Source organism: Spirulina sp. LEGE 11439, assembly GCF_059821285.1.
This window is the reverse complement of record NZ_JCAMRX010000016.1, coordinates 36,052-55,454: the sequence shown is the minus strand read 5'-3', so window position 1 is coordinate 55,454 and position 19,403 is coordinate 36,052. Positions and strand designations below refer to the sequence as shown.

17 protein-coding genes are annotated in these 19,403 nt (G+C 43.3%); 8 read left to right on the top strand and 9 right to left on the bottom strand.

Translation table 11 applies throughout. The annotated features are described in order from the left end of the window. Positions 1 to 90: 90 nt before the first annotated feature. Positions 91 to 1,629, bottom strand: a complete 1,539-nt coding sequence (locus AC6RV6_RS13075; protein ID WP_500241288.1) for a right-handed parallel beta-helix repeat-containing protein — start codon at positions 1,627 to 1,629, stop codon at positions 91 to 93. Positions 1,630 to 1,786: 157 nt separating this feature from the next. On the opposite strand from AC6RV6_RS13075, the gene AC6RV6_RS13070 reads away from it, so the two are divergent. Then, the gene (locus AC6RV6_RS13070; RefSeq protein WP_500241287.1) at positions 1,787 to 2,863 is read left to right on the top strand and encodes a glycoside hydrolase family protein; all 1,077 of its coding nucleotides are present in this window, start codon (positions 1,787 to 1,789) and stop codon (positions 2,861 to 2,863) included. A gap of 54 nt (positions 2,864 to 2,917) precedes the next feature. Here AC6RV6_RS13070 and AC6RV6_RS13065 read toward each other — a convergent pair whose 3' ends face one another. From AC6RV6_RS13065 to AC6RV6_RS13030, 8 genes are all read right to left on the bottom strand, one after another. Further along, the gene (locus AC6RV6_RS13065; RefSeq protein ID WP_500241286.1) at positions 2,918 to 5,641 is read right to left on the bottom strand and encodes an adenylate/guanylate cyclase domain-containing protein; all 2,724 of its coding nucleotides are present in this window, start codon (positions 5,639 to 5,641) and stop codon (positions 2,918 to 2,920) included. A gap of 106 nt (positions 5,642 to 5,747) precedes the next feature. Beyond that, complete coding sequence (locus AC6RV6_RS13060; protein ID WP_500241285.1) at positions 5,748 to 6,053, bottom strand: CpeR family transcriptional regulator; 306 nt, start codon at positions 6,051 to 6,053, stop codon at positions 5,748 to 5,750. 52 nt (positions 6,054 to 6,105) lie between these two features. Beyond that, entirely contained in the window at positions 6,106 to 6,693 is a 588-nt protein-coding gene (locus tag AC6RV6_RS13055; protein WP_500241284.1) for a chromophore lyase CpcT/CpeT, read from the bottom strand. A gap of 71 nt (positions 6,694 to 6,764) precedes the next feature. Beyond that, complete coding sequence (locus AC6RV6_RS13050; RefSeq protein WP_500241339.1) at positions 6,765 to 7,304, bottom strand: phycobiliprotein lyase; 540 nt, start codon at positions 7,302 to 7,304, stop codon at positions 6,765 to 6,767. Between the two features lie 93 nt (positions 7,305 to 7,397). Next, positions 7,398 to 8,156, bottom strand: a complete 759-nt coding sequence (locus tag AC6RV6_RS13045) for a phycobilisome rod-core linker polypeptide (RefSeq protein ID WP_500241283.1) — start codon at positions 8,154 to 8,156, stop codon at positions 7,398 to 7,400. A gap of 160 nt (positions 8,157 to 8,316) precedes the next feature. Next, positions 8,317 to 9,120: a phycobilisome rod-core linker polypeptide gene (locus AC6RV6_RS13040; protein ID WP_500241282.1), complete on the bottom strand. Its 804-nt coding sequence runs from the start codon at positions 9,118 to 9,120 to the stop codon at positions 8,317 to 8,319. A 132-nt stretch (positions 9,121 to 9,252) separates the two neighbouring features. Further along, on the bottom strand, positions 9,253 to 10,119 hold the full coding sequence (locus AC6RV6_RS13035) for a phycobilisome rod-core linker polypeptide (protein ID WP_500241281.1): 867 nt from the start codon (positions 10,117 to 10,119) through the stop codon (positions 9,253 to 9,255). 313 nt (positions 10,120 to 10,432) lie between these two features. Then, complete coding sequence (locus AC6RV6_RS13030) at positions 10,433 to 11,161, bottom strand: phycobilisome rod-core linker polypeptide (protein WP_500241280.1); 729 nt, start codon at positions 11,159 to 11,161, stop codon at positions 10,433 to 10,435. Between the two features lie 264 nt (positions 11,162 to 11,425). Between AC6RV6_RS13030 and AC6RV6_RS13025 the strand changes: the two genes are divergently transcribed. The 7 genes from AC6RV6_RS13025 to AC6RV6_RS12995 all read left to right on the top strand — a co-directional run bounded on the left by AC6RV6_RS13025 (position 11,426) and on the right by AC6RV6_RS12995 (position 19,294). Then, complete coding sequence (locus tag AC6RV6_RS13025; RefSeq protein WP_500241279.1) at positions 11,426 to 12,085, top strand: HEAT repeat domain-containing protein; 660 nt, start codon at positions 11,426 to 11,428, stop codon at positions 12,083 to 12,085. Positions 12,086 to 12,365: 280 nt separating this feature from the next. Further along, complete coding sequence (locus tag AC6RV6_RS13020) at positions 12,366 to 13,514, top strand: radical SAM/SPASM domain-containing protein (RefSeq protein WP_500241278.1); 1,149 nt, start codon at positions 12,366 to 12,368, stop codon at positions 13,512 to 13,514. A gap of 2 nt (positions 13,515 to 13,516) precedes the next feature. After that, entirely contained in the window at positions 13,517 to 14,533 is a 1,017-nt protein-coding gene (locus tag AC6RV6_RS13015) for a hypothetical protein (protein ID WP_500241277.1), read from the top strand. Further along, a complete protein-coding gene (locus AC6RV6_RS13010; protein ID WP_500241276.1) occupies positions 14,530 to 14,919 on the top strand; it encodes a hypothetical protein in 390 nt (129 codons plus the stop codon). Before AC6RV6_RS13015 ends, AC6RV6_RS13010 begins: the two co-directional genes overlap by 4 nt. Positions 14,920 to 14,930: 11 nt before the next feature. After that, positions 14,931 to 15,854, top strand: a complete 924-nt coding sequence (locus AC6RV6_RS13005; protein ID WP_500241275.1) for a UbiA family prenyltransferase — start codon at positions 14,931 to 14,933, stop codon at positions 15,852 to 15,854. A gap of 16 nt (positions 15,855 to 15,870) precedes the next feature. Further along, a complete protein-coding gene (locus tag AC6RV6_RS13000) occupies positions 15,871 to 18,486 on the top strand; it encodes a PEP/pyruvate-binding domain-containing protein (RefSeq protein WP_500241274.1) in 2,616 nt (871 codons plus the stop codon). 331 nt (positions 18,487 to 18,817) lie between these two features. After that, positions 18,818 to 19,294 carry a hypothetical protein gene (locus AC6RV6_RS12995; protein ID WP_500241273.1) on the top strand — a complete coding sequence of 159 codons (477 nt, stop codon included), beginning with the start codon at positions 18,818 to 18,820 and terminating at the stop codon, positions 19,292 to 19,294. The last annotated feature ends 109 nt before the right edge of the window (positions 19,295 to 19,403 follow it).

The following is a 19,403-nucleotide window of genomic DNA, read 5'->3' as shown; positions in this document are numbered from 1 at the left end:
GCTATTGTTGTAAAATTTTACATTTCTTGAGTTATTTTTGCAGAGAGTCGATCGCACTCCCTGCCAACTGCTGGCCTCAAATTTATTGTTTCATTTTCTTTTACCCAATTTTAATATACAAAAGACCCCGATCGCGCCCAATAATGCCCAAGAATCCCCCATAAAAACCAGAGGAGAAGGCGCGATCGCAACACTTTCGCTCTCTAATAATTGAGAGACCGCCCCACCCTTCACCTGTGGATTTCCCGGCCGCGGATGAGTGGGGACTGCCCCGCCGTTATCCGTACAAGCACTCAATTGCGGATCGATTAACTGCACTCCTGCGGTTATTTTAGTATCGTTAGCATTAGGTTCGGGTGATTGCACATTTCCCCCGCCATCCCCAAAGGACTGCCCTGTATGATGATGGACGTTATAGCCGTTGATACCGCGATTGTTGCTCAAAATCGAGTTAGCAATGCGGACATTGCCGCCGCCCCCCCAAAACCCACCCCCCTGAAAGGCTGCGGTGTTGTTAGCAATGGTGGTGTTATCAATGCGTCCCGGTACCCCTGCAAGAAGCATTGCACCCCCCAAATTAATCCCGCCGCCTTCAGCCATCGCTTGATTGCCGCAAAAGGAACTATTCGCGATCGCAAAAGAAGAATTATCCCCGATCCAAAACCCGCCGCCTTGAACGTGGGCGCGATTGTTCGCAAACATCACATTTGTAATCTTTAACTCAGCACCACCGCCAACTCGCAACCCGCCGCCAAACGATTCACCCTTGCGATCCCGAATGACTTCATTGTTAGCGATCGTGCTATTTTCCACAATTATTGTATCGCCGCGATAGCCATAGAGAAATACCCCGCCTCCTTGTCCAGCCCCGCGACTGCCTGCAATGCGACTGTTGCGAATGATAATTTCCCCTCGGGTGCTGGCATTATTCGTCGCCGAGGCACCATCTGTATAAATCGCTCCCCCGTACCCGCCGCTACTAATGCCTCCCAGTCGTCCCCCACCTGCCGAAGCGTTATCGGTAAAGGTGGAATTCTCAATGGTGAGATTGCCCAAAAGACTATTTATTGCCCCACCGATAGAGCCGCGATTATTGGTAAAGGTGCTATTTTTAACGATGAGATCCCCCTCGCTTGCTCCCGCGATCGCACCTCCGCCTCGCTCTTGCGTCCCCGACGTGCCATCATTACCCACAAAAGTGCTATTCAAAATCGTGGTTTTACTTTGATATCCCGTCCAAATTCCGCCGCCGCCTTCTCCTGTTGAAATATTGTTGCGTAAAGTGCTATTTTCTACAACAAGAGTAGTTCTCGCTTCTGTGCGAATGCCACCGCCCAAACCATCTCCTCCTGCTTTCCCATCGGCAATGGTTAAGTTGCGAAGCGTAACTCTTATATCCGGTTGGCTAATATTAAAAACTCGGCTGTTTTGATTGCCGCTCAAGGTAATTTCGGGTGCATCTTTGCCATCAATTGTCAAGTTTTTAGGAATGATTAATTCCTCCCCGAGGGTAATGGTTTTCCCTGATAGATTCGGTGCAAAAGTAATCGTTTCTCCGGATGCAGCATTGGCGATCGCTTCTCGCAAACTTCCCGCACCGCGATCGGCTGCACTGGTGACAATACTCATAAAATAAAATACTTGAGGGTAGATTTCTCAATTATTGACTGATGAAGTGACTTAAAGTTCCTTAAATGCTTTAAAAAAATTAATCCTCAGTTTACTTGCCTCTCCAGATTTTACCGGATATGTTGAAGGTTAAGGACAGCACTACTCAATTACTGTTATGGATACTATCGAACGCATGGCGGCTCATTATCAAAAGCTGCCTCATCAAAAAGAAGCCCTAGAGTATATTGAAGAACAACTCGGAACAGAAAAAACTAAACAAGCTCTCGACCTTTATCGCTCTCCCCAAGAAGCAGAAATAGGAGAACCATTACCCGGAGAAGTTCCTTATTCTGGCGTACAATTAATTAAGCGATTTGAAGGTTGCCATCTCGAAGCATACCCCGATCCGCTATCGGGAGGTGAACCCATTACGATTGGTTGGGGAACGACGAGAAAAAGAGATGGGGGTAAGTTTCGCCTCGGTGAAAAAATAAGCCAACAAGAAGCCGACGATCTTTTGGAATACCAACTTGAAAAAGATTATCTTCCTCCTCTTGAAAAAATTCCTGTTTGGCCGGAATTAAATGAAAATCAACACGGGGCGCTATTAAGTTTTGGTTATAATTTAGGAGCGCATTTCTACGGTTTAACTGGGTTTGAAACCATAACGAGAAACCTTAAAAATCGCGATTGGGGAGATATGCGACGCGCCTTTTTACTCTATGTTAACCCCGGTAGTAATGTCGAAGCTGGATTGCGAACGAGAAGAACCGCAGAAGCTGATTTATTTCTCTCGGAAGCATCTTATCCTAAGCCTATCATCAATGCAGGCATCAATTGGCAAGATGATAACGCAAAAATCTCGAAATTTTTTACAGTGGGAGAAGTGACTCAGCGAGACGTTCGACGCATTCCCAAAGATCCCAAAATTATTCAAAATATTCTCAATCTATCCAAGGAACTCGATAAGATTCGCGGGGAATGGGGTACGCCACTTTTGGTTACATCTTGGTATCGTCCTCCAAGAATTAATCGAGAAGTGGGTGGGGCAAAAAATTCTCAACATTTGTATGGAGGAGCCGCCGATATTAAACCAATTGGCAAGGATGTCTATTACCTACAAAGTTGGTTGGACAAGAATTGGCATGGTGCTCTTGGATATGGTGCAAAAAAAGGGTTTGTTCACCTCGATATGCGGAATGGTAAAGGTTGGAAGTCTGGAGGAGAAAAAGAGCGACGCTGGAATTATTAAGCTCAATCCTTTTCAGTTATCAGTTATCAGTTATACATGATAACTGATAACTGTTCACTGTTTTCCCAGTAACCAATAGGTTGTCATTTCTCCTTTTCCTTTGACAGCGATCGCGCCGCGTTCTTCAAAGACAAACTTATCTTTTAACTGTTGGTAAATTTTCTCTGTCACTTGAATTTTTCCCGGTTCTCCGGTCGATTCCATACGGGAGGCAACGTTAACGGTATCTCCCCAAAGATCGTAAATAAATTTCTTAATGCCGATCACCCCTGCAACGACAGCCCCAGTATGGATGCCGATGCGAATGCGACAGGGTTTTTCCGAACTGATTCTAAATTGGGCGATCGCTTCTAACATTTCTAAGGCCATTGACGCGATCGCTTCGGCGCGATCGTCTTCGGGATCTCGCAATCCTCCTGCTACCATATAAGCATCGCCAATGGTTTTAATTTTTTCGATATTGTGGGTATCGGCCAAGCGATCGAAAGCTGAGAAAATATCATTGAGAAGATCTACTAAGTCAATCGGAGAAAGTTGGGTGGAAAAAGGTGTAAATCCAACGATATCGGCAAATAGAATGGTAGTGGTTTCGTAATGTTCGGCAATTAAAGTTTTCACGCCGGGCTGAGGAATCATATTGTGTTGTTTTTTCAAACGTTCGACAATACGAGAAGGGAGAATATTGAGTAACAAGGCTTCCGATTTTTCTCGTTCTTGTTTGAGAGCTTCTAGGGCTTCTTTGCGAAGGGTAATATCATCAATGACTCCAATCAAACCAATAACATTGCCGTGAATATCGTGAAGAGGAACTTTACTAATATCCAGCCAAATCGCTTGACCATCTTGGCCGAGGCGTTCTTTTTTGGCAATTTTGTGTAGAACAGGTGCATCTTCTTCCATCACTCGCCGATCTTCGCGACGAAATAAATCCGCAACGTTCTCGGGTAATCCCATGTCATAATCTGTCTTGCCGATCGCTTCTTCGGGATTGTTTAAATGGGCGGCGGCGGCCCAATTTTGATTGCAACCGAGAAAAACAGAATTGGTGTCTTTCCAGAAAACTTGTTGGGGAATCGTATTGAGAATTAAGCGCAAATATTGTTCTTTTTCTTGTAGTGCTGCTTCCATGCGTCGGCGATCGGTAATGTCATTGGCCACCATTAACAAACAATTTTCGCCGTCTAGTTCGATTTTCTCTGCCGAGAGACGAACGATGCGAATGTTACCCGAAGCAATGCGAAAAGAAAATTCTTGATTGCGAATTCTGCCTTCGGTTTTCAAGGTGGTCAGCATCTTGGCGCGATCGCGAGCAGTTCCCCAAAATCCCAACTCAATCGCGGTTTTGCCGATAATTTCTTCTAAGGTATAGCCCGATATTTCTAAAAAAGTGTCGTTGACTTCGAGAATGCGTCCTTCACTTAAAGTCGTAATGCCCATCAAATACGGACTCGAGCGAAAGGCTTTGGCAAATTTCTCTTCCGATCGCCGCAATGCTTCCGTTCGTTCCTCGACCAGTATTTCTAAAGAGATATTGGTATCTTCCCAAGCCGTAAAGGCTTCGTGTAATTGAACGGCCATGAGATTAAACGATCGCCCCAGACGTTCTAATTCTGTGATGCCATAAGGAGGGATGCGGTGTAATAAATCCCCACGAGCAACAGCAGAAGCGGCTTTGGCAAACTTTAACACTGGTTCGGCAATTAAACGCGAGGTGACGATACCTAACCCCGTGGCCAAAACGAGAGCGATCGCGCAGATAATCATAGTCGCGCGAGTATTGGCAGTAATTTCGGCTTTAAAATCCTCTTCGGGAATGACTACGCCTAAAAGCCAATCAATGCCGCGATCGTTGCGAAAGGCTTGCATTCTCACAAAATAACGATTTCCCTTGGCATCGGTGATGGTGGTGCAATCGTTTTCTAAGGTAGCGAGGCGATTTTCTTGGGCTTGCCAGTATTTTACGGTGGCCTGAATCATCGGTTCCCCACTGGCGATCGCGGGCAATCTCTCCCGACCTTCTGGCGTTTCGATAAAAAGATACTCGCGAATGGAACTGGCGACAATTTCTCCCGATCGCTCGATAATAAACGCCTCTCCCGATGTTCCCACTTCCAATCCTTGTAAAAATTGACTAATTTGCCCCAAAGTGAGATCGATCGCCATCACTCCTTGTAGTTCTCCTTCAGTGCCGTAAATAGGAATGGCAGGGGTAATACCCAAGACGGGAGGTTGAGTAAAGACATAAATCGGCGACCAAATCAGGGTTTTAGCGGCTTTGGCAGCACTATACCAAGGACGACGGCGGGGATCGTATTCTTTCTTTTGCACCTGTTCTTGACGCTCTCCTTCGGCATTGAGGCGATAAATGTGCCAAAAGGGTGCAGTATCGGCGGTGCGGATGGACATCGTGGCCGGATCTCCCTGTTCGATTTGCAAAAAATCTCCGGTTTCGCTGCCATAGTAAAGCGTGGCTCCCGCATCGCTGAGTTGCGTTTGTTCCCAAAAATAGCGCTGTAATTCGTCAAAATCCTTCAGATTTAACCGTTCTTGTCGGGCGGAGAGTTCGTTGATTTTCAGAACCAGTTCGGCAGTTTCTAAGTAATTGCGAACGTGGGTTTCCATGCGATCGCTGGTCTGTTGGCTCAGTTGTGTCGCCAAATTTGTTACGGCCTGCTGTCCGTTGCGCCACGATAAAAATCCCGTTAACCCTACGGCGGCAAAAATTTGCAGCAGTGTAGGAATAACGATAACCAACCGCAATGGAAACTTTCTGGGCACGGAGGGATGTTTAAAGCCGAGGGAACTTATCAATTTTACACGCTGAGAAGTTTTTGGCAATCTGCACCGTTCCCATTCCTCATTTTAATTAATAATCCGGAAAAATCTAACCGCGTTCGTCGAATCGAGTATAAAATCCGCCATATTTAATCCAATATTCTTTGAGATCGTGGTGCGGTGTATGCAAACTTGCTTTAGCACGATAAAGAATGATTTGTCGATGATTGCCGATCCAAATTTTTTTCAGAGGATCGACACAAATTAATGTTCCTCCCAAGGTCTCCACGCATTCAGTAAAGCGTTCAAGGGTGGAATATTCTAATGTATCAAACAGGTAAAAATTGCCAGAACAAATTAAGTGCCGACTCCGAACCCAAGTTTTTAACTTTTTTTCTGCTTGCGGGGGCAACATTATCAGTTATCAGTTATCAGTGAACAGTTATCAGTGAATAATTATCAATTAATTACACTGATTTTATTTCATTGGCAAAACTGCGGACTTTGGTAAATTCTAAGGGTCCGGCTGCGGAACCCCAAATTTGTTTGCGCGTTTCGATATCGAAGCCGCGATCGCGACTGACCCAAGTGGTTTCGGTTAGCTCGACTTCGCTGACTAAATACGTCTGATGACCATTGCGGGGAATCAAGCAACACTCCCCGGGTTCGACACTCCCGAAAAAGCGATCGCCTTCCCATTTAAAGACCATCGAACAGCCTTGCCGACGTTGCAGGCATGCGGGGGAAATCGTGGCTAAAATGCTGGCTTCTCTGGATGCACCAGCATAGAGGATAGGGTCGTCTAAACCGTAATTTTCAATATAGATTTCTCCTTCTTTTTCCACCATGCGATGAATACCTTGGCGATAGGGACTCCAAAGATCGTAATCGTAAACCTGTTCCGAATAAAACCCAATTCCCGAAAAGAATTCCCAAGGCAGGGGACGAAAGAAAACGCGAATGTGAGCGTATTGTGCGGGATTATCCCATGCCTGTTGTTGATTGCTAAATTCTCCTGCCATCCAGCGAGCAAGTTGTAATAAGTTGGAATTCAAAATATAAAATTTACACTTTAAAAATGGACGATCGGAATTTAAAAATCAAAAATCAAAAACGGATAACTGAGCTATTCTGAAGGTGTTTTGAGCGAGCGAATTTCTGAGGCAAAAGAGGCGGTGAGAATTCCTTTTCCGTCGCTGGTTTTAATCAGAGAGACCCGAAAGCGCAGATTTTGCGTTCCAAACCAAATTCGCTCTTCTGCTGCGGCGCGATCGTAAGTGGTTTCGAGAATAAACATATTCTCTTCTGTAATCCGATAATGACCGATCGCGGGAATGGTTTCCGCATAACCTTGCGATCGCAAGAGTTGTCCTTGGTTGGGGCGATCTCGATCGGGGACGGGAACGAGAATGCAGCTTCCTTGCATCGTCTCGTCATCATCCCAGTCCGATTCCCCTTCCCATTCCATTTTAAAGGGACTGGCGACATTTTCTGGCCCGATTTGGGACGATTTACAAAGTTCGCCTAGGGCAGGATCTTCAAGGGCTACGGCGGTAATAGCAATGGTGGAGCGGACTTCTTCAAAATGTTGAAAAGCTAAATTGTGACCGCTACGCTGCGATCGCCAGAGACCGAGGGAATTTTGGACGAATTCATCAATGTTCATAGACTGGACGAGCAAGGATTTCTCAGATAAACGAGCAATCTTCATTCACGCAAGAATGAAGACTGCTCGCAAGCATTCTTGGACTTAATTTAATTAAGCAACTTCGGTAATATTGAGGATTTTACCGCCGGTTTTCTGAATGCTTTGAATGCGTTTGGTTAGTTGAGCAAAACTCACTTCATAAACAGTGTTGCTGCGCTTCATCACGGGCGTTACACCGCCTTGGCTAACTTCAATGCGGAAGCGTTTGCCCGTGTTGTCGTAAGCACCAGAAACCCCAGCCGGTAAACCGATTTTGGTGGCAAGATTGCCGGCAATATCGCCAGTTAAAACGGCTTTCGTACTGCGATCGCTACCTGCAGAGCCAGACATTAAAGCAAAAGTCCGGTTGTAGGTAGAATTTTTCATTCCCACTTGAGTACTGGTGCTGCAAGGATAGGGAACGATATTTTCGCCAAATTTGCTATTGTATTCGTCGCTATCGATATAAGAATCGATATCGGCTCCGTAGCCTTCTGCGTTGTAACGTTGGACGTGTTCGGAAATTTCCGCTTGGTCTTGAGGAGCGCGTCCCAATAAGTGCTTGCAGTTGAGTTCGATAAAGCGGTAGGCAGAAGATGCTTCAAAAAACAAAGAGCGATACAACTCCGACTGAGCTACCATACGCACAAAACCTCGGACAGTGGTATTGCCATTACGAAGCATCGATTCGGCATTCTCGAGGGCATCGCCTTCTAAAATGTGCTGGTTTCCTAAAACTTGTTTGTAAACGGCACGAATGACAACTTGCAGGTCATCTTCGGTAAAGTTCGAACGCAATTCTACCGGCTCGGTATCGGTAACGCAAAACATAGTCTCAAATTCTCCCAATGCTTGATTTTGTTAATGATGTATCTGAATATTTGCAGTGCAAAAAAAACCTGTTAAAAACGGGGTTAAACAGCCTAATTTGAGTCCTTAGCTCGCCCGAGGCAAGGTTAATACCCCAAAGCAACTAAGGACTCAAAAAGTTCTAGTTGATTTCGGTAATGCTCACGATGGTGCCGCTACTGCGATTGATTCGCTGAATTTGCGGGGTCATGCTGCTACCGGAAACAATATATTCGGTGGTGCTGCGACGACGGCGCTTGCAATCGAATTTCCCACCTTTAACCACGATTTTAAACATTTTTTCCGTGGCATCTTTATAACCGCCCAAACGTCCGCCCGAGAGGGGAGGAACGATTTTGCTGGTGGCGTTGGTGGCAATTTCTTCCACTAGTTGAGAGGATTTGGTGGCATAATCGGCTTCTGCGGGTCCCCGGAAGAGGGAGAAGATGCGATTGTAGCTCACTTGTTTCCAACCCACTTGGCTGCTCGTTGCCACGTTATAAGGCACGATATTTTCGCCAAAGTTAGTGGCATATTCTTCGCTATCGATATAAGAATCGATCTCTGCATCGTAGCCGGCATCAATGCAACGGCAGATATGCTCGCTAAGTTCGGCTTGGCTGAGAGGAGCGCGTCCCAACAGGTGTTTGAAGTTCAACTCGACAAAGCGATAGGGGGCAGAGGTCGAGAAGAAGCGATCGCGATACATCTCGGATTTGGCTACGGCACGCACGAATTCTCGCACGGTGTAGCTGCCATCGCACAGTTGAGATTCTGCATTTGTCAAGCGTTCGCTTTCCATCATGTGAGGATTGCCCAAAACTTGACGATAAACAGCGCGAATGACGACTTGCTTGTCGTCGGCATTGCTCGTCGGCCAGAGTTCTACCGGTCCGTCAGCCAGAGCATCGATACCGAATTTAACGGCTGGTGCTGTACTAACCATTCTTAATTTGTCCTTACTTTGTTAAAAAATTTGTGAATTGGTTATTGGTTATTGGTTGTTAGTTATTGATGATTAATTCGACGAACAACCCTTCGATTTCCCTCGGGGCAAAGCGAATAACAAATAACTAATTTACAATGGCGTGATACTAGAAATTACGCCACCTTGCCGATGAATGCGCTGATACTCTTGGGAGAGTTTTTCAAACGGCACGATATAAACTTGGTTGCTGCGACGGAATTTGGAAACTCGGTTGAGAGTTTTCGCACGATAACCGGTGACTTCAATGCGGTAAACTTTGCCTTCCGCACTGGCTCCCACGCCATGACGGGTGCGAGCGCCCACGGGGGTATCTCGGAAAGACCAACCGGCAGAACCACCAGAAGGAGGAACGATGGCCACTGGAGTTTCCTGAATGACCAGTTTATTCAATGCGGGACTCTTACCGGATAAACTGCCCTTAAAGTCGCTGCTAGACGCGCCGCGCAGCAGTTGGAACATATGGGTAAAGCCGACCATTTTCTTCCCGGTTTGGGTTTTGTAGCCCTGATAGAAAGGAACGGTATCTTCCCCAAAGACTTCTTGATACTCATCGCTGTCGAGATAAGAATCAATATCGGCCTCAAATCCAGCTTCATCAAGGATTTTGCTGTGAGCTTTCATTTCTTCAAATCCATCGGGAGCGCGTCCCAACAAGTGTTTGAAGTTCAATTCAATTGAGCGATAGCGGGGGCAGGTATCGAAGAAACGGGAAAGATAGAGATCGGATTTGGCCACCCGGCGCACGAATTCGCGAATGCTAATTTCGCCGAGCTTGAGTTGGGATTCCGGAACGACTAAGCGTTCGCTTTCCATGACGTAGGCGTTCCCCAATACTTGCCGATAGACGGCTTTAATGGCTGCTTCTGCGTCTTCGTCAGAGCGTCCGGGCCACCACTCACAAGGTGGAGTATCTTCAAATAGGGCAACCCCAAGTTGGGATGCGGGTCCAAAAACCATTCAAATTGTCTCCTACTAAGTTAAGCAATTCGCGCGATCGCAGAGATCGGGAGAGTTGATTTTAAAAAATTCAGTTTTAACAATGCAACTGGTTAAAATGCAACTTTATCCTTATTTTTTGCGATCGCTTGTCATTACTACAGAAAAACTGCACAAAAAGTGCTTCTGGAAGATCATCATAGGGATAAAGCGTTACATTATGAGAAAAATTAAAGATTTGTAACGCTCGAGACTTCCTTGATGACACTTTGACATAACATCTTGACAAGCAAGCATCACGAGGAAATTTTTCCGATCCTCTTTTTCCTCTCTTCTAGAGGGAAATAATGCCCCAAGCCGCAAGAGCGATCGCGATAACACCAGCTGTAAGAACACCTCCACCAGCCAGAGCGACTGCAATCCAAAGTTTTTCGACAATGGGAGGAAGTGGAACGCTTAGAGTTTCTATCGGCGGGAAATAGCCCATTGCTTCAAGTTGGGCGCGATGATCCGCTCCGTAACGGGGCATATGGGCGAAAGTTACATCTCCAAGAGTTCGTTGAGACAAAATTCGCCGCCGTTGATACGGGACGGTGTTATCGCCGAAATTATCTAAATATTCGTCGCTGTCAATTAAGGCATCGATAAAACCTTTCAAGCCTTGGGTAGCAATAACAATCGACCAAGCCAATTTTTCACGCTCGTCGTAAACGTCGCGACCCAAGAAACGCTGCACGCACATTTGTGCAAAGCGATAGTTGTTACTACAATCATAGTTGCGGGTACGGAAGTTTGACGAGAGTGCCAGTCCCCGCACGAATTCCCGCACGGTGATTTGACCGAATCGCAATTGCGATTCTAAGCCAGTTTGACGATTGCTGGCAATAACTTGCTGTTCGTTGTAAATCTGACGATATGCCGCTTGAATTAAGCGATCGAATTCGTCGGCGGAGGGTAGCGTTTCTAGGGAGTAATTTTTGGATTGCTCGTCTCCAGGTACTTCATAGCCCGCAACTCTCTGGTTTTGAGTTTTGGGGGCGTATTCTAACAAAGGAATTGCCATATTCTTGTTTAAGTATTCTCGTTTAAGTGTTAAACAAACATTGTCAAAACAGTTTAAGGGAGTATTTCCTTGTTTTCAAGGTTTAGTAAATATACCTACTCCGTTAACCTAAAAACACCATATCAACATTAGGGCAATGCTTTCACGAGCCAGTCACAAACTGTAAAATTAGTTCAACAATTTGTAATAATTCTCAGCAACGAGGTCAGGTTTCTTAATTTTTTCTGCTAATGTAAAGTTATATTGCATATTTTGCCCGAGCCCATGGAACTTGAAGAGATTAAAATCCAGCTAAAGAGCGAAAATCCCCAAGATCGGCTTAGAGCTTTGACGGCTTTGAGAGAATGGGAAACTGAAATTGCGGTTCCTTTGCTGCAAAGCAAGCTGCACGATCCAGCGTTTTTAGTGCGTTCTTTTGTAATGATGGGGTTGGGAAAGAAGCAAAATGATACAGCTTACGATTGTCTGCTCGAGGCGATCGCTCATGATAAAGATCATAATGTGAGAGCGGAGGCAGCAAATTCTCTCGCGAGATATGGAGAAAAGGCCACACCTCAACTTATACAAACATTTCGTCAAGATTTTCACTGGTTAGTACGACGCAGTATTTTAGCCGTATTGATGGAAATGTCGGACTCAGAAGCGATTTATGAAATTTGCTTGATGGGACTTGCCGATAAGGATCTGACCGTGCGAGAATCGGCGATGTCTTGTTTGGGGCTTTTGGTGGGATCGAATCGAGAGGAAGAGGCGTTAGAAAAACTCTTAACTTTTGTAGATGCGGAATTCTGGCGCACTCGCTATTATGTTGCTCGTACTCTTAATGCTTTCGATCGTCCTCAAGCTAAAGCTGCACGCGATCGCCTCCGTCAAGATGAAGATTCTCGCGTCGTTGGTGCAGTTTTGGAAAAATTGTTACCGTGAATGATTAGAACTCAATATTAAAACTAATGGTAATAATCTTCTTTCTTGGTGCTGCGATCGCAACGCAAAACGCCTTCAAGTCGATTATTGGGGACGAGAATGATCATCATCGTTTTGACATTTCCATTCCTCGCAATTCTCTGTTTTTTTATTAAGATATATTTTGAATTTTAAAAAAATATTACAAGAGTACATAAAAATTAATTTCCCAATGAGAGGATTTCGTTAATATCGAGAATTAATATTAAACCTATCTCTAACTTTTTCCTCTCAATTATTGATGCTGTCCCTTCTTAATCATCTTCGCTTAAAATGGTTTCTCGCTACGAGAGCCTTAGATTATAGTGCGGACTTTGTAGAAACTCTGTATAAAATTTATCTCAATCACAATAAAATTATTCATTTTCGTAACGGTTATCCTGTTTATTCTCTCTCAACTCCAGCTTTATTTAGCAAACCCGCCGCTCATTTTATCGCCCGTGCCTTATATCGTACCATTCAAAACAAAAACTTACCCAACTTAATGAGTTTTGCCGTGAATGATGCCTGTAATGCGGTCTGCGAACATTGCAGCTTTTTTGAAGGAGTAGAAGAAAAAGGACGCGAAATTTTAACATTACCTCAGGCCCAAAAACTTATACAAGATGCTCAAGAACTCGGGGTTTCTGTTATTAATATAGTAGGTGGCGAACCTTTACAGCGAGAAGATTTAGGCAATATTTTAAAGAGCGTTGATAAAGACTTATCGACAACAGTTTTATTTACCAATGGCTGGCATTTACAAGACCGCGCTAAAGAACTGAAGCGATCGCATTTGGACAGTATCTACGTGAGTCTTGATGCCAGCGATCGCACCAAACACGACACTTTTCGCCAAAAACAAGGACTCTTCGATCGCGCCATAGCCGGTATTGAAAAAGCAAAACGTGTCGGCTTTTCTGTAGGCATTTCTACTACAATGACACCCGAATCCTATCAAGCGGGAGAATTACAAAATATTATTCAGATGGGAAAAGAAATTGGCATACATGAAATCTTAGTATTCGATGCTTTACCGACAGGAAGATACCAAGATCGGACAGATTTAATTGATAATCCCGACTGGGTAGAAGAAATGATGCGATCGGCAAAACGATACAATCAAAAAGAAGATTATCCGGGGATCATTTTCTTTGCTTATTTTACCAGTCATCGTAGTGTTGGTTGTTCTTGCGGCACGAGTTATTTTTATGTTTCCCCTTATGGCGATATCATGTCTTGCGATTTCAATCACGCCAAATTCGGCAATATTTTAGAAGAACCACTCTGGAAAATCTGGGAAAAATTAACCACATTACCCGAATTTTGTCAAGCCAAATGGGGGGGGTGTAAAGTAAAAGACAATCAATTTTTGCAAAAGGAAAATATATTAATAACCAATAACCAATAAAAATGCTGTATCCAATTCTAGCACATTGTACCTTTGATAAATCGCCGACAATTCCGATCGTTGCCTTTGAAATTATCGTGCTTGTCGGTACGGGAATCGCTATTTTTTTCTTGAATAAAATCAAAGATAAGATTTTACCGAGATTTCTGATTACCGCGATCGGAGTGCTAATCTTTGAACTCTTTACTGCTCCCATGTGGCATAATTATCGCTTGGGAGGATGGGCGTATTTATATCTCGATGTTAGTTGGATTTTAACGATCGGTTGGACGGCATTAATATTAACTGTCACTCTCCTCGTCGATCGCTTTTTGGCAAAATGGAAAGCAGGGAAAAGATTTCTGATTTATCTCGGTATTCTTACGGTTTTTGTTACGATCTTAGAAGCGATCGTGGTTAATTTAGGCATTCGCAGTTACGCACCGGAAGTTTTAGCAGATATGACAGGAATCTTTATTTTTGGCGTTCCTATTATTGAAGTTTTTTACTATACTCCCGTCTTTACAGGTTTAGTCATCAGCTTTTATAAATATTGGGAATTTGCCCTCGATGAAGAGCCTTTAATTCCCAGCAAGCGGCGCAAATGGTTGCGAAGTTTATCGATTGCTTTTGTCGCCGTATTCTTGTTTGAAGTGATGATACAGCCTATGGTTAATAATGAAAATTTACCGCAGTGGTCGTATTTATTTTTTGATATTAGCTGGATTCTTATAGGTTTATGGGTGTTAATTATTGGTGTTGCTGCGATCGTCGGCGAATGGTTTTTCTTACAGTTGCCCATTTTCTATCGCTTTTTAATTGCCTTGGGCATTACTGGCGCGATCGCATTACCTTTAGAATCATGGTTAATTGTCAATGGCTATCGAGTTTATGGAGAGAGTGCATTACAGAGTTTTATCGGTATAGAAATGCCGATTACAGGCGTTCCTATTGAAATTGCCTTTGCGATTCCTTGTTACATGGCACTAATTATTACCTTTATTCGCTATTGGGAAACGATTTTGGATAACCGCTTATGAAATTTTTCCTCAAAGTTACTGTTGGTTTTCTTATCACCTTCCTATTGTTGTGCATTAATGGCATTAATAATGCGATCGCCATTGTCGGTTTGTCGATTATTTGTACGGCAGGTGTTAGCTTAGTGATGTGGATTCCCCTTTGGTGGTTGGTGGGATGGATCGCCTTCGCTATTTATGGCACCATCGCAAAACCATCTCAAGACTCTCCCGCACGTTCCGAAAGCATGAAAACCACCACAAATCAACAAGCACTGCTAAACTATATTAAACTGGCTAGAAGTAAAGGATTCAGCGATAGTCAAATTAGCACTCGCTTGCGAGTTGAAGGATGGAACGAGACAGAAATTGAAGCAGCACGACAACTCGCAAGCGAGAATGCAGGATGATATTGAGAATAATGCTAAAACGATGGTGGATTTATCAACAAGAACGGTTTCCCATACTTCAGCATGGGATGCTAATTTTCGTTTTTAGTAGCGCGACGGTTTTTTATTCCGCTTTACTTCGCGATCGCACTCCCGATCCGCGATCGCTTCTGGTGGCTTTTCTGACCCTATTTTTATTTTTTGTGCAATTAAGAATTATTGATGAATTTAAAGACTATGACGACGATCGTCGCTATCGCCCTTATCGTCCCGTCCCTCGGGGTTTAATCGACTTGAAAGAGTTGGGAATTGTGGGGATTCTCAGCGCGGCAGTACAATTATATCTCGCTTATTCGTTGTGTATAGACTTAGCAATTTTATTGGGATTTGTCTGGATCTATATGCTTTTAATGAGCCAAGAATTTTTCCTGAAGCCTTTACTAAAAACACACCCTATTTTATATTTAACCAGCCATAATTTAATTGTACCGCTTATCTGCTTATATGGAACCGCTTGCGATTGGTTAGTGGTTGGAGAGTCTCTGCCTTTAGAAATATTTTGGTTCCTTGTTGCCAGCAGTAGCACTGGGTTAGTGATAGAAGTCGGGCGTAAAATTCGCGCCCCTCAAGATGAAGAAGTTGGCGTAGAAACTTATAGTGTTTTATGGGGACGAGATAATGCTGTTTTAGTTTGGTGTTTTGTTATTTTGTTAAGTTCAATTACTTCTTATTTTGCTGCGGAACAAATCGGTTTTTCTCGCCCTTTTGGGTTTTTACTTTTTATTTTAGGGATGGGAGTGAGCTTAATTGCTTACGTTTTCTTCAACCGTCCCAGCCGCAAAGGTGCAAAATTAATTGATATAATGTCCGGGTTATGGACATTATCAATCTATCTGAGTTTGGGTATCATTCCTTTTTTCCTCCATTATGAGGTATATAGTTTCTTTGCGGGATAAACCCCAAAAATCAATTATGGGAAGCAAAGGTTGCGCGATCGCACAACTCCAGCAAAAAGGCTTCCTCACTCCTCCCGGTTTCATTCTCGCACCCGAGGCATTTACAGATAGCTTATCCTCTCCAAATTATCGCCTCTACCAAGAATTATGCCGAGATAAAACGGCAAAATTTAGCGAAATTGCCGCCCTTTTAAACAGCTTACAACTCAGCGAGCGAGTTCAACTAGAATTGCTCCAAAATTTAGCCGATCGCTTTCCTTATGGAGGACGATTTGCTGTCAGATCTTCCGCCATAGAGGAAGACACCCCTCAAGCATCTTTTGCAGGACAATTAAAAACGATTTTGGGCGTTCCCGTCGAAGATTTAGGGGAAAATATTATTCAAGTTTGGCGTTCTGCTTTTAGCGAAAATGTTATCAACTACCGCAAAAATCGAGGATTATTGCCTATTTCTTGCCCTCCTGCCATTTTAATTCAACAAGCGATTGAACCGATTGTTTCTGGGGTTGCTTTTGGTGCAGATCCAGTCACGGGACGGCGCAATATTATTGTCATTAGTTCGGTATATGGTTTGGGAAGTTCTTTAGTATCTGGAGAAAGTAATGCCGATACTTTTTATTTGGATCGCCACGATCGCATCATTCAACGTCAAATTGCAACCAAAGAAAGGCAGCATCAACTTAAATCTGGACTAGAAGTCGGTATTATTGTTACCGAAGTTCCTGCAAAATTAAGTACAAAATCGAGTTTAAATGATGCACAAATCCAAGAAATTGCTAAGTTAGTGCGTCGCTGCAATCAAACTTTTGGTAGTCCTCAAGATATCGAATGGGCGATCGCCAACGATCGCTTGTATATTCTGCAATCTCGTCCTATTACCGCTCTCCCACAAATCTCTCAACCGACAGGAACTTATAATCTTTGGGACAATAGTAATATTGCCGAAAGTTACAATGGCGTGACAACACCTCTCACTTTTTCTTTTGCCCGTCGTGCTTATCAAGAAGTTTATCGCCAATTTTGTCTTTTATTGGGCGTTTCTCCTCAAGTTATTACGCAAAAAGAGCGTGTTTTTCGCAATATGTTGGGCTTTATTCAAGGAAGAATTTATTATAACTTATTAAATTGGTATCGGGTTTTGGCTTTACTGCCGGGATTTCGTATTAATCGTCAGTTTATGGAACAGATGATGGGGGTTAAAGAATCCCTCCCTGATGAGATTATAAAAGAATTACAACAAAGTAATTGGCACGATCGCTTGCAAGATAGCTGGCGAATTTTCATAACTGCGATCGGGTTAATCAAAAATTATTTTCTCCTGCCCCACAAAATCCGCAAATTTTACAAAAGATTAGAAAAAAGTTTACAGATAAAAAATAATCAATTACCCGAAAACACTGATGAGTTAGTTGCTTACTATCGCCAGATCGAACAAGAATTATTAACGCATTGGGATGCTCCTTTAATTAATGATTTCTTTGCCATGATTTTTTATGGGGTGTTGCGTCGCTTAACTGCAAAATGGTGTGGAGATGAAGCGGGGACAATGCAACACGATTTACTGGCAGGACAAGGAAATATTATTAGTACGGAACCCGCAAGAAGAATGCGAAAAATGGCAGCGATCGCAGCCCAAAATGAGGTATTTGTTCAGATTCTCTGTCAAGGTTCCTTAGAGACGATTTTAGAAGCAATAGAGACAATACCAGAGTTTCGCTCGCGATATCGAGATTATTTAATTCGGTTTAGCGATCGCTGTTTGGATGAACTGAAATTAGAAAGTCCCACCCTGAATGATAATCCTTTACCCTTGCTGCGGGCGATCGGCATTCTTGCCCAATCGTCCCCCAACCCTCAACCCCCAACCCCTAACCCCACGTTATTAAAAATTCGTCGTTCCTTGCGATCGCACCCTTTGCGACGATTGATTTTTCATTGGGTATTGCAAAATGCACGGAAACGAGTGCGCGATCGCGAAAATCTTCGCTTTGAAAGAACGCGAGTTTTCGGTCGGGCGAGACAGGTCTTTTTAGCCTTGGGACGATGCTTTTTTGTAGCAGATCTGCTCGAGAGTCCCGATGATATTTTTTATCTCGAAGTTGAAGAAGTTATGCGTATCGTGGAAGGTACCGCAACCTGTACGAATTTAAAAGGATTGGTTGCCCTTCGCAAGGCCGAATTTGCAAGTTATCAAGAAGGGAAAACTCCGAGCGATCGCTTGGAAACTTACGGGATTCCTTATCAGAAAGGACAGCTTTTAGAACAACTTTTCACCCCGATTTCATCAGAGAATTGTCAACAAGGAATCGGTTGCTCTCCGGGGATCGTTCGCGGTTCGGTGCGCGTCATTAAAAACCCTCAACAAGTTTTAGAGCAAGATAATTCTTCCACCTTACAACCCGGTACAATTTTAGTGGCAGAACGCACCGATCCCGGTTGGATTCTTCTTTTTCCGGCTGCTGCGGGATTATTAGTCGAACGTGGCAGTGTTTTATCTCATGCAGCCATTGTTTCTCGAGAATTGGGTATTCCTGCGATCGTTTCTATTCCGGGGGTTACACAATGGTTGAAAGATGGCGATCGCGTCGAATTCGATGGTAGTACGGGAAAAGTTTATAAACTGCAAAATTAGTTGGTTTCTCCTTAATAACGCGATCGTACTGACTCTACATAACTACTTATAATTTGTTCGATAATAACCACAGAATTTGCTTTTTATTGAGAGTTTTGCGAAGAAATCGCGCTCTTTTTTTGCACCAAAAAGAAGAGAACAAAAATGAGCGCAATTAAAATTTGATAAAAAGTTTAGAGATTCCCTTGACAAGTTCTAATAAAAACGTTAGAATATATTTTGGCAAACTCTATATAGAGTTTGCCAGTTTACATCCTTATTAAGGATAAAGCTAAAGTTTTCTTTTTTAGCAATGTAAGTAATTAGCAGTGTAACGAAAAAGGTGGTACAAATGAATACTGCTGTATTAAACAATTATTTAGGAGAATTTACATTTCAAAAAGTTTCTAAAATTAAACAACCGTATCCCATTCACTCTTCTCAACTCCAAAAATTGACCACTGTATTGGAACAGTTAACTATTTTAGTCGAACAACAATGGGAGCAACTCTCAGAGCGCGATCGTGAGGTTCTTGTCGCAATTGTTTATGGTACAATTGAGTCATCGGCAAAGAATCAAAACAAAATTTTAAATCTCTGGAGGAAATTATCATTTGCTTGGCTGTTAATCAAAAGTGGAGAAGAGTCTTTTGTTACTTACCGTAATGCGGTACGCCGTTTTATCGATAGCGTACTAGATCGAGTTGAGCGCTCTCATCCTGATTATGAAGCACAGATGTTTGAAGTTTTACAAGATGTATTGTCTGAACCTGATGATTACCCAGCAATGACACAAGATGAATTTGGAGAGTGGCTCTCAAGTCTATAAAATTAAACCCTCAAAAAAGTTTCAATCCTCTTTCAAAAAACTTAAAAAGCGTCATTATAAAGGGAAAAAATATCAGGAAACTTTTACGCAAGCTATCAGGCAAGTTGGT

Bases quoted from the DNA above. Each gene is read 5' to 3' on its own strand.
- AC6RV6_RS13075 (WP_500241288.1), bottom strand. From the start codon at position 1,629: ATGAGTATTGTCACCAGTGCAGCCGATCGCGGTGCGGGAAGTTTGCGA.
- AC6RV6_RS13070 (WP_500241287.1), top strand. From the start codon at position 1,787: ATGGATACTATCGAACGCATGGCGGCTCATTATCAAAAGCTGCCTCAT.
- AC6RV6_RS13060 (WP_500241285.1), bottom strand. From the start codon at position 6,053: ATGTTGCCCCCGCAAGCAGAAAAAAAGTTAAAAACTTGGGTTCGGAGT.
- AC6RV6_RS13050 (WP_500241339.1), bottom strand. From the start codon at position 7,304: ATGAACATTGATGAATTCGTCCAAAATTCCCTCGGTCTCTGGCGATCG.
- AC6RV6_RS13045 (WP_500241283.1), bottom strand. From the start codon at position 8,156: ATGTTTTGCGTTACCGATACCGAGCCGGTAGAATTGCGTTCGAACTTT.
- AC6RV6_RS13040 (WP_500241282.1), bottom strand. From the start codon at position 9,120: ATGGTTAGTACAGCACCAGCCGTTAAATTCGGTATCGATGCTCTGGCT.
- AC6RV6_RS13035 (WP_500241281.1), bottom strand. From the start codon at position 10,119: ATGGTTTTTGGACCCGCATCCCAACTTGGGGTTGCCCTATTTGAAGAT.
- AC6RV6_RS13030 (WP_500241280.1), bottom strand. From the start codon at position 11,161: ATGGCAATTCCTTTGTTAGAATACGCCCCCAAAACTCAAAACCAGAGA.
- AC6RV6_RS13025 (WP_500241279.1), top strand. From the start codon at position 11,426: ATGGAACTTGAAGAGATTAAAATCCAGCTAAAGAGCGAAAATCCCCAA.
- AC6RV6_RS13020 (WP_500241278.1), top strand. From the start codon at position 12,366: ATGCTGTCCCTTCTTAATCATCTTCGCTTAAAATGGTTTCTCGCTACG.
- AC6RV6_RS13015 (WP_500241277.1), top strand. From the start codon at position 13,517: ATGCTGTATCCAATTCTAGCACATTGTACCTTTGATAAATCGCCGACA.
- AC6RV6_RS13010 (WP_500241276.1), top strand. From the start codon at position 14,530: ATGAAATTTTTCCTCAAAGTTACTGTTGGTTTTCTTATCACCTTCCTA.
- AC6RV6_RS13005 (WP_500241275.1), top strand. From the start codon at position 14,931: ATGCTAAAACGATGGTGGATTTATCAACAAGAACGGTTTCCCATACTT.
- AC6RV6_RS13000 (WP_500241274.1), top strand. From the start codon at position 15,871: ATGGGAAGCAAAGGTTGCGCGATCGCACAACTCCAGCAAAAAGGCTTC.
- AC6RV6_RS12995 (WP_500241273.1), top strand. From the start codon at position 18,818: ATGAATACTGCTGTATTAAACAATTATTTAGGAGAATTTACATTTCAA.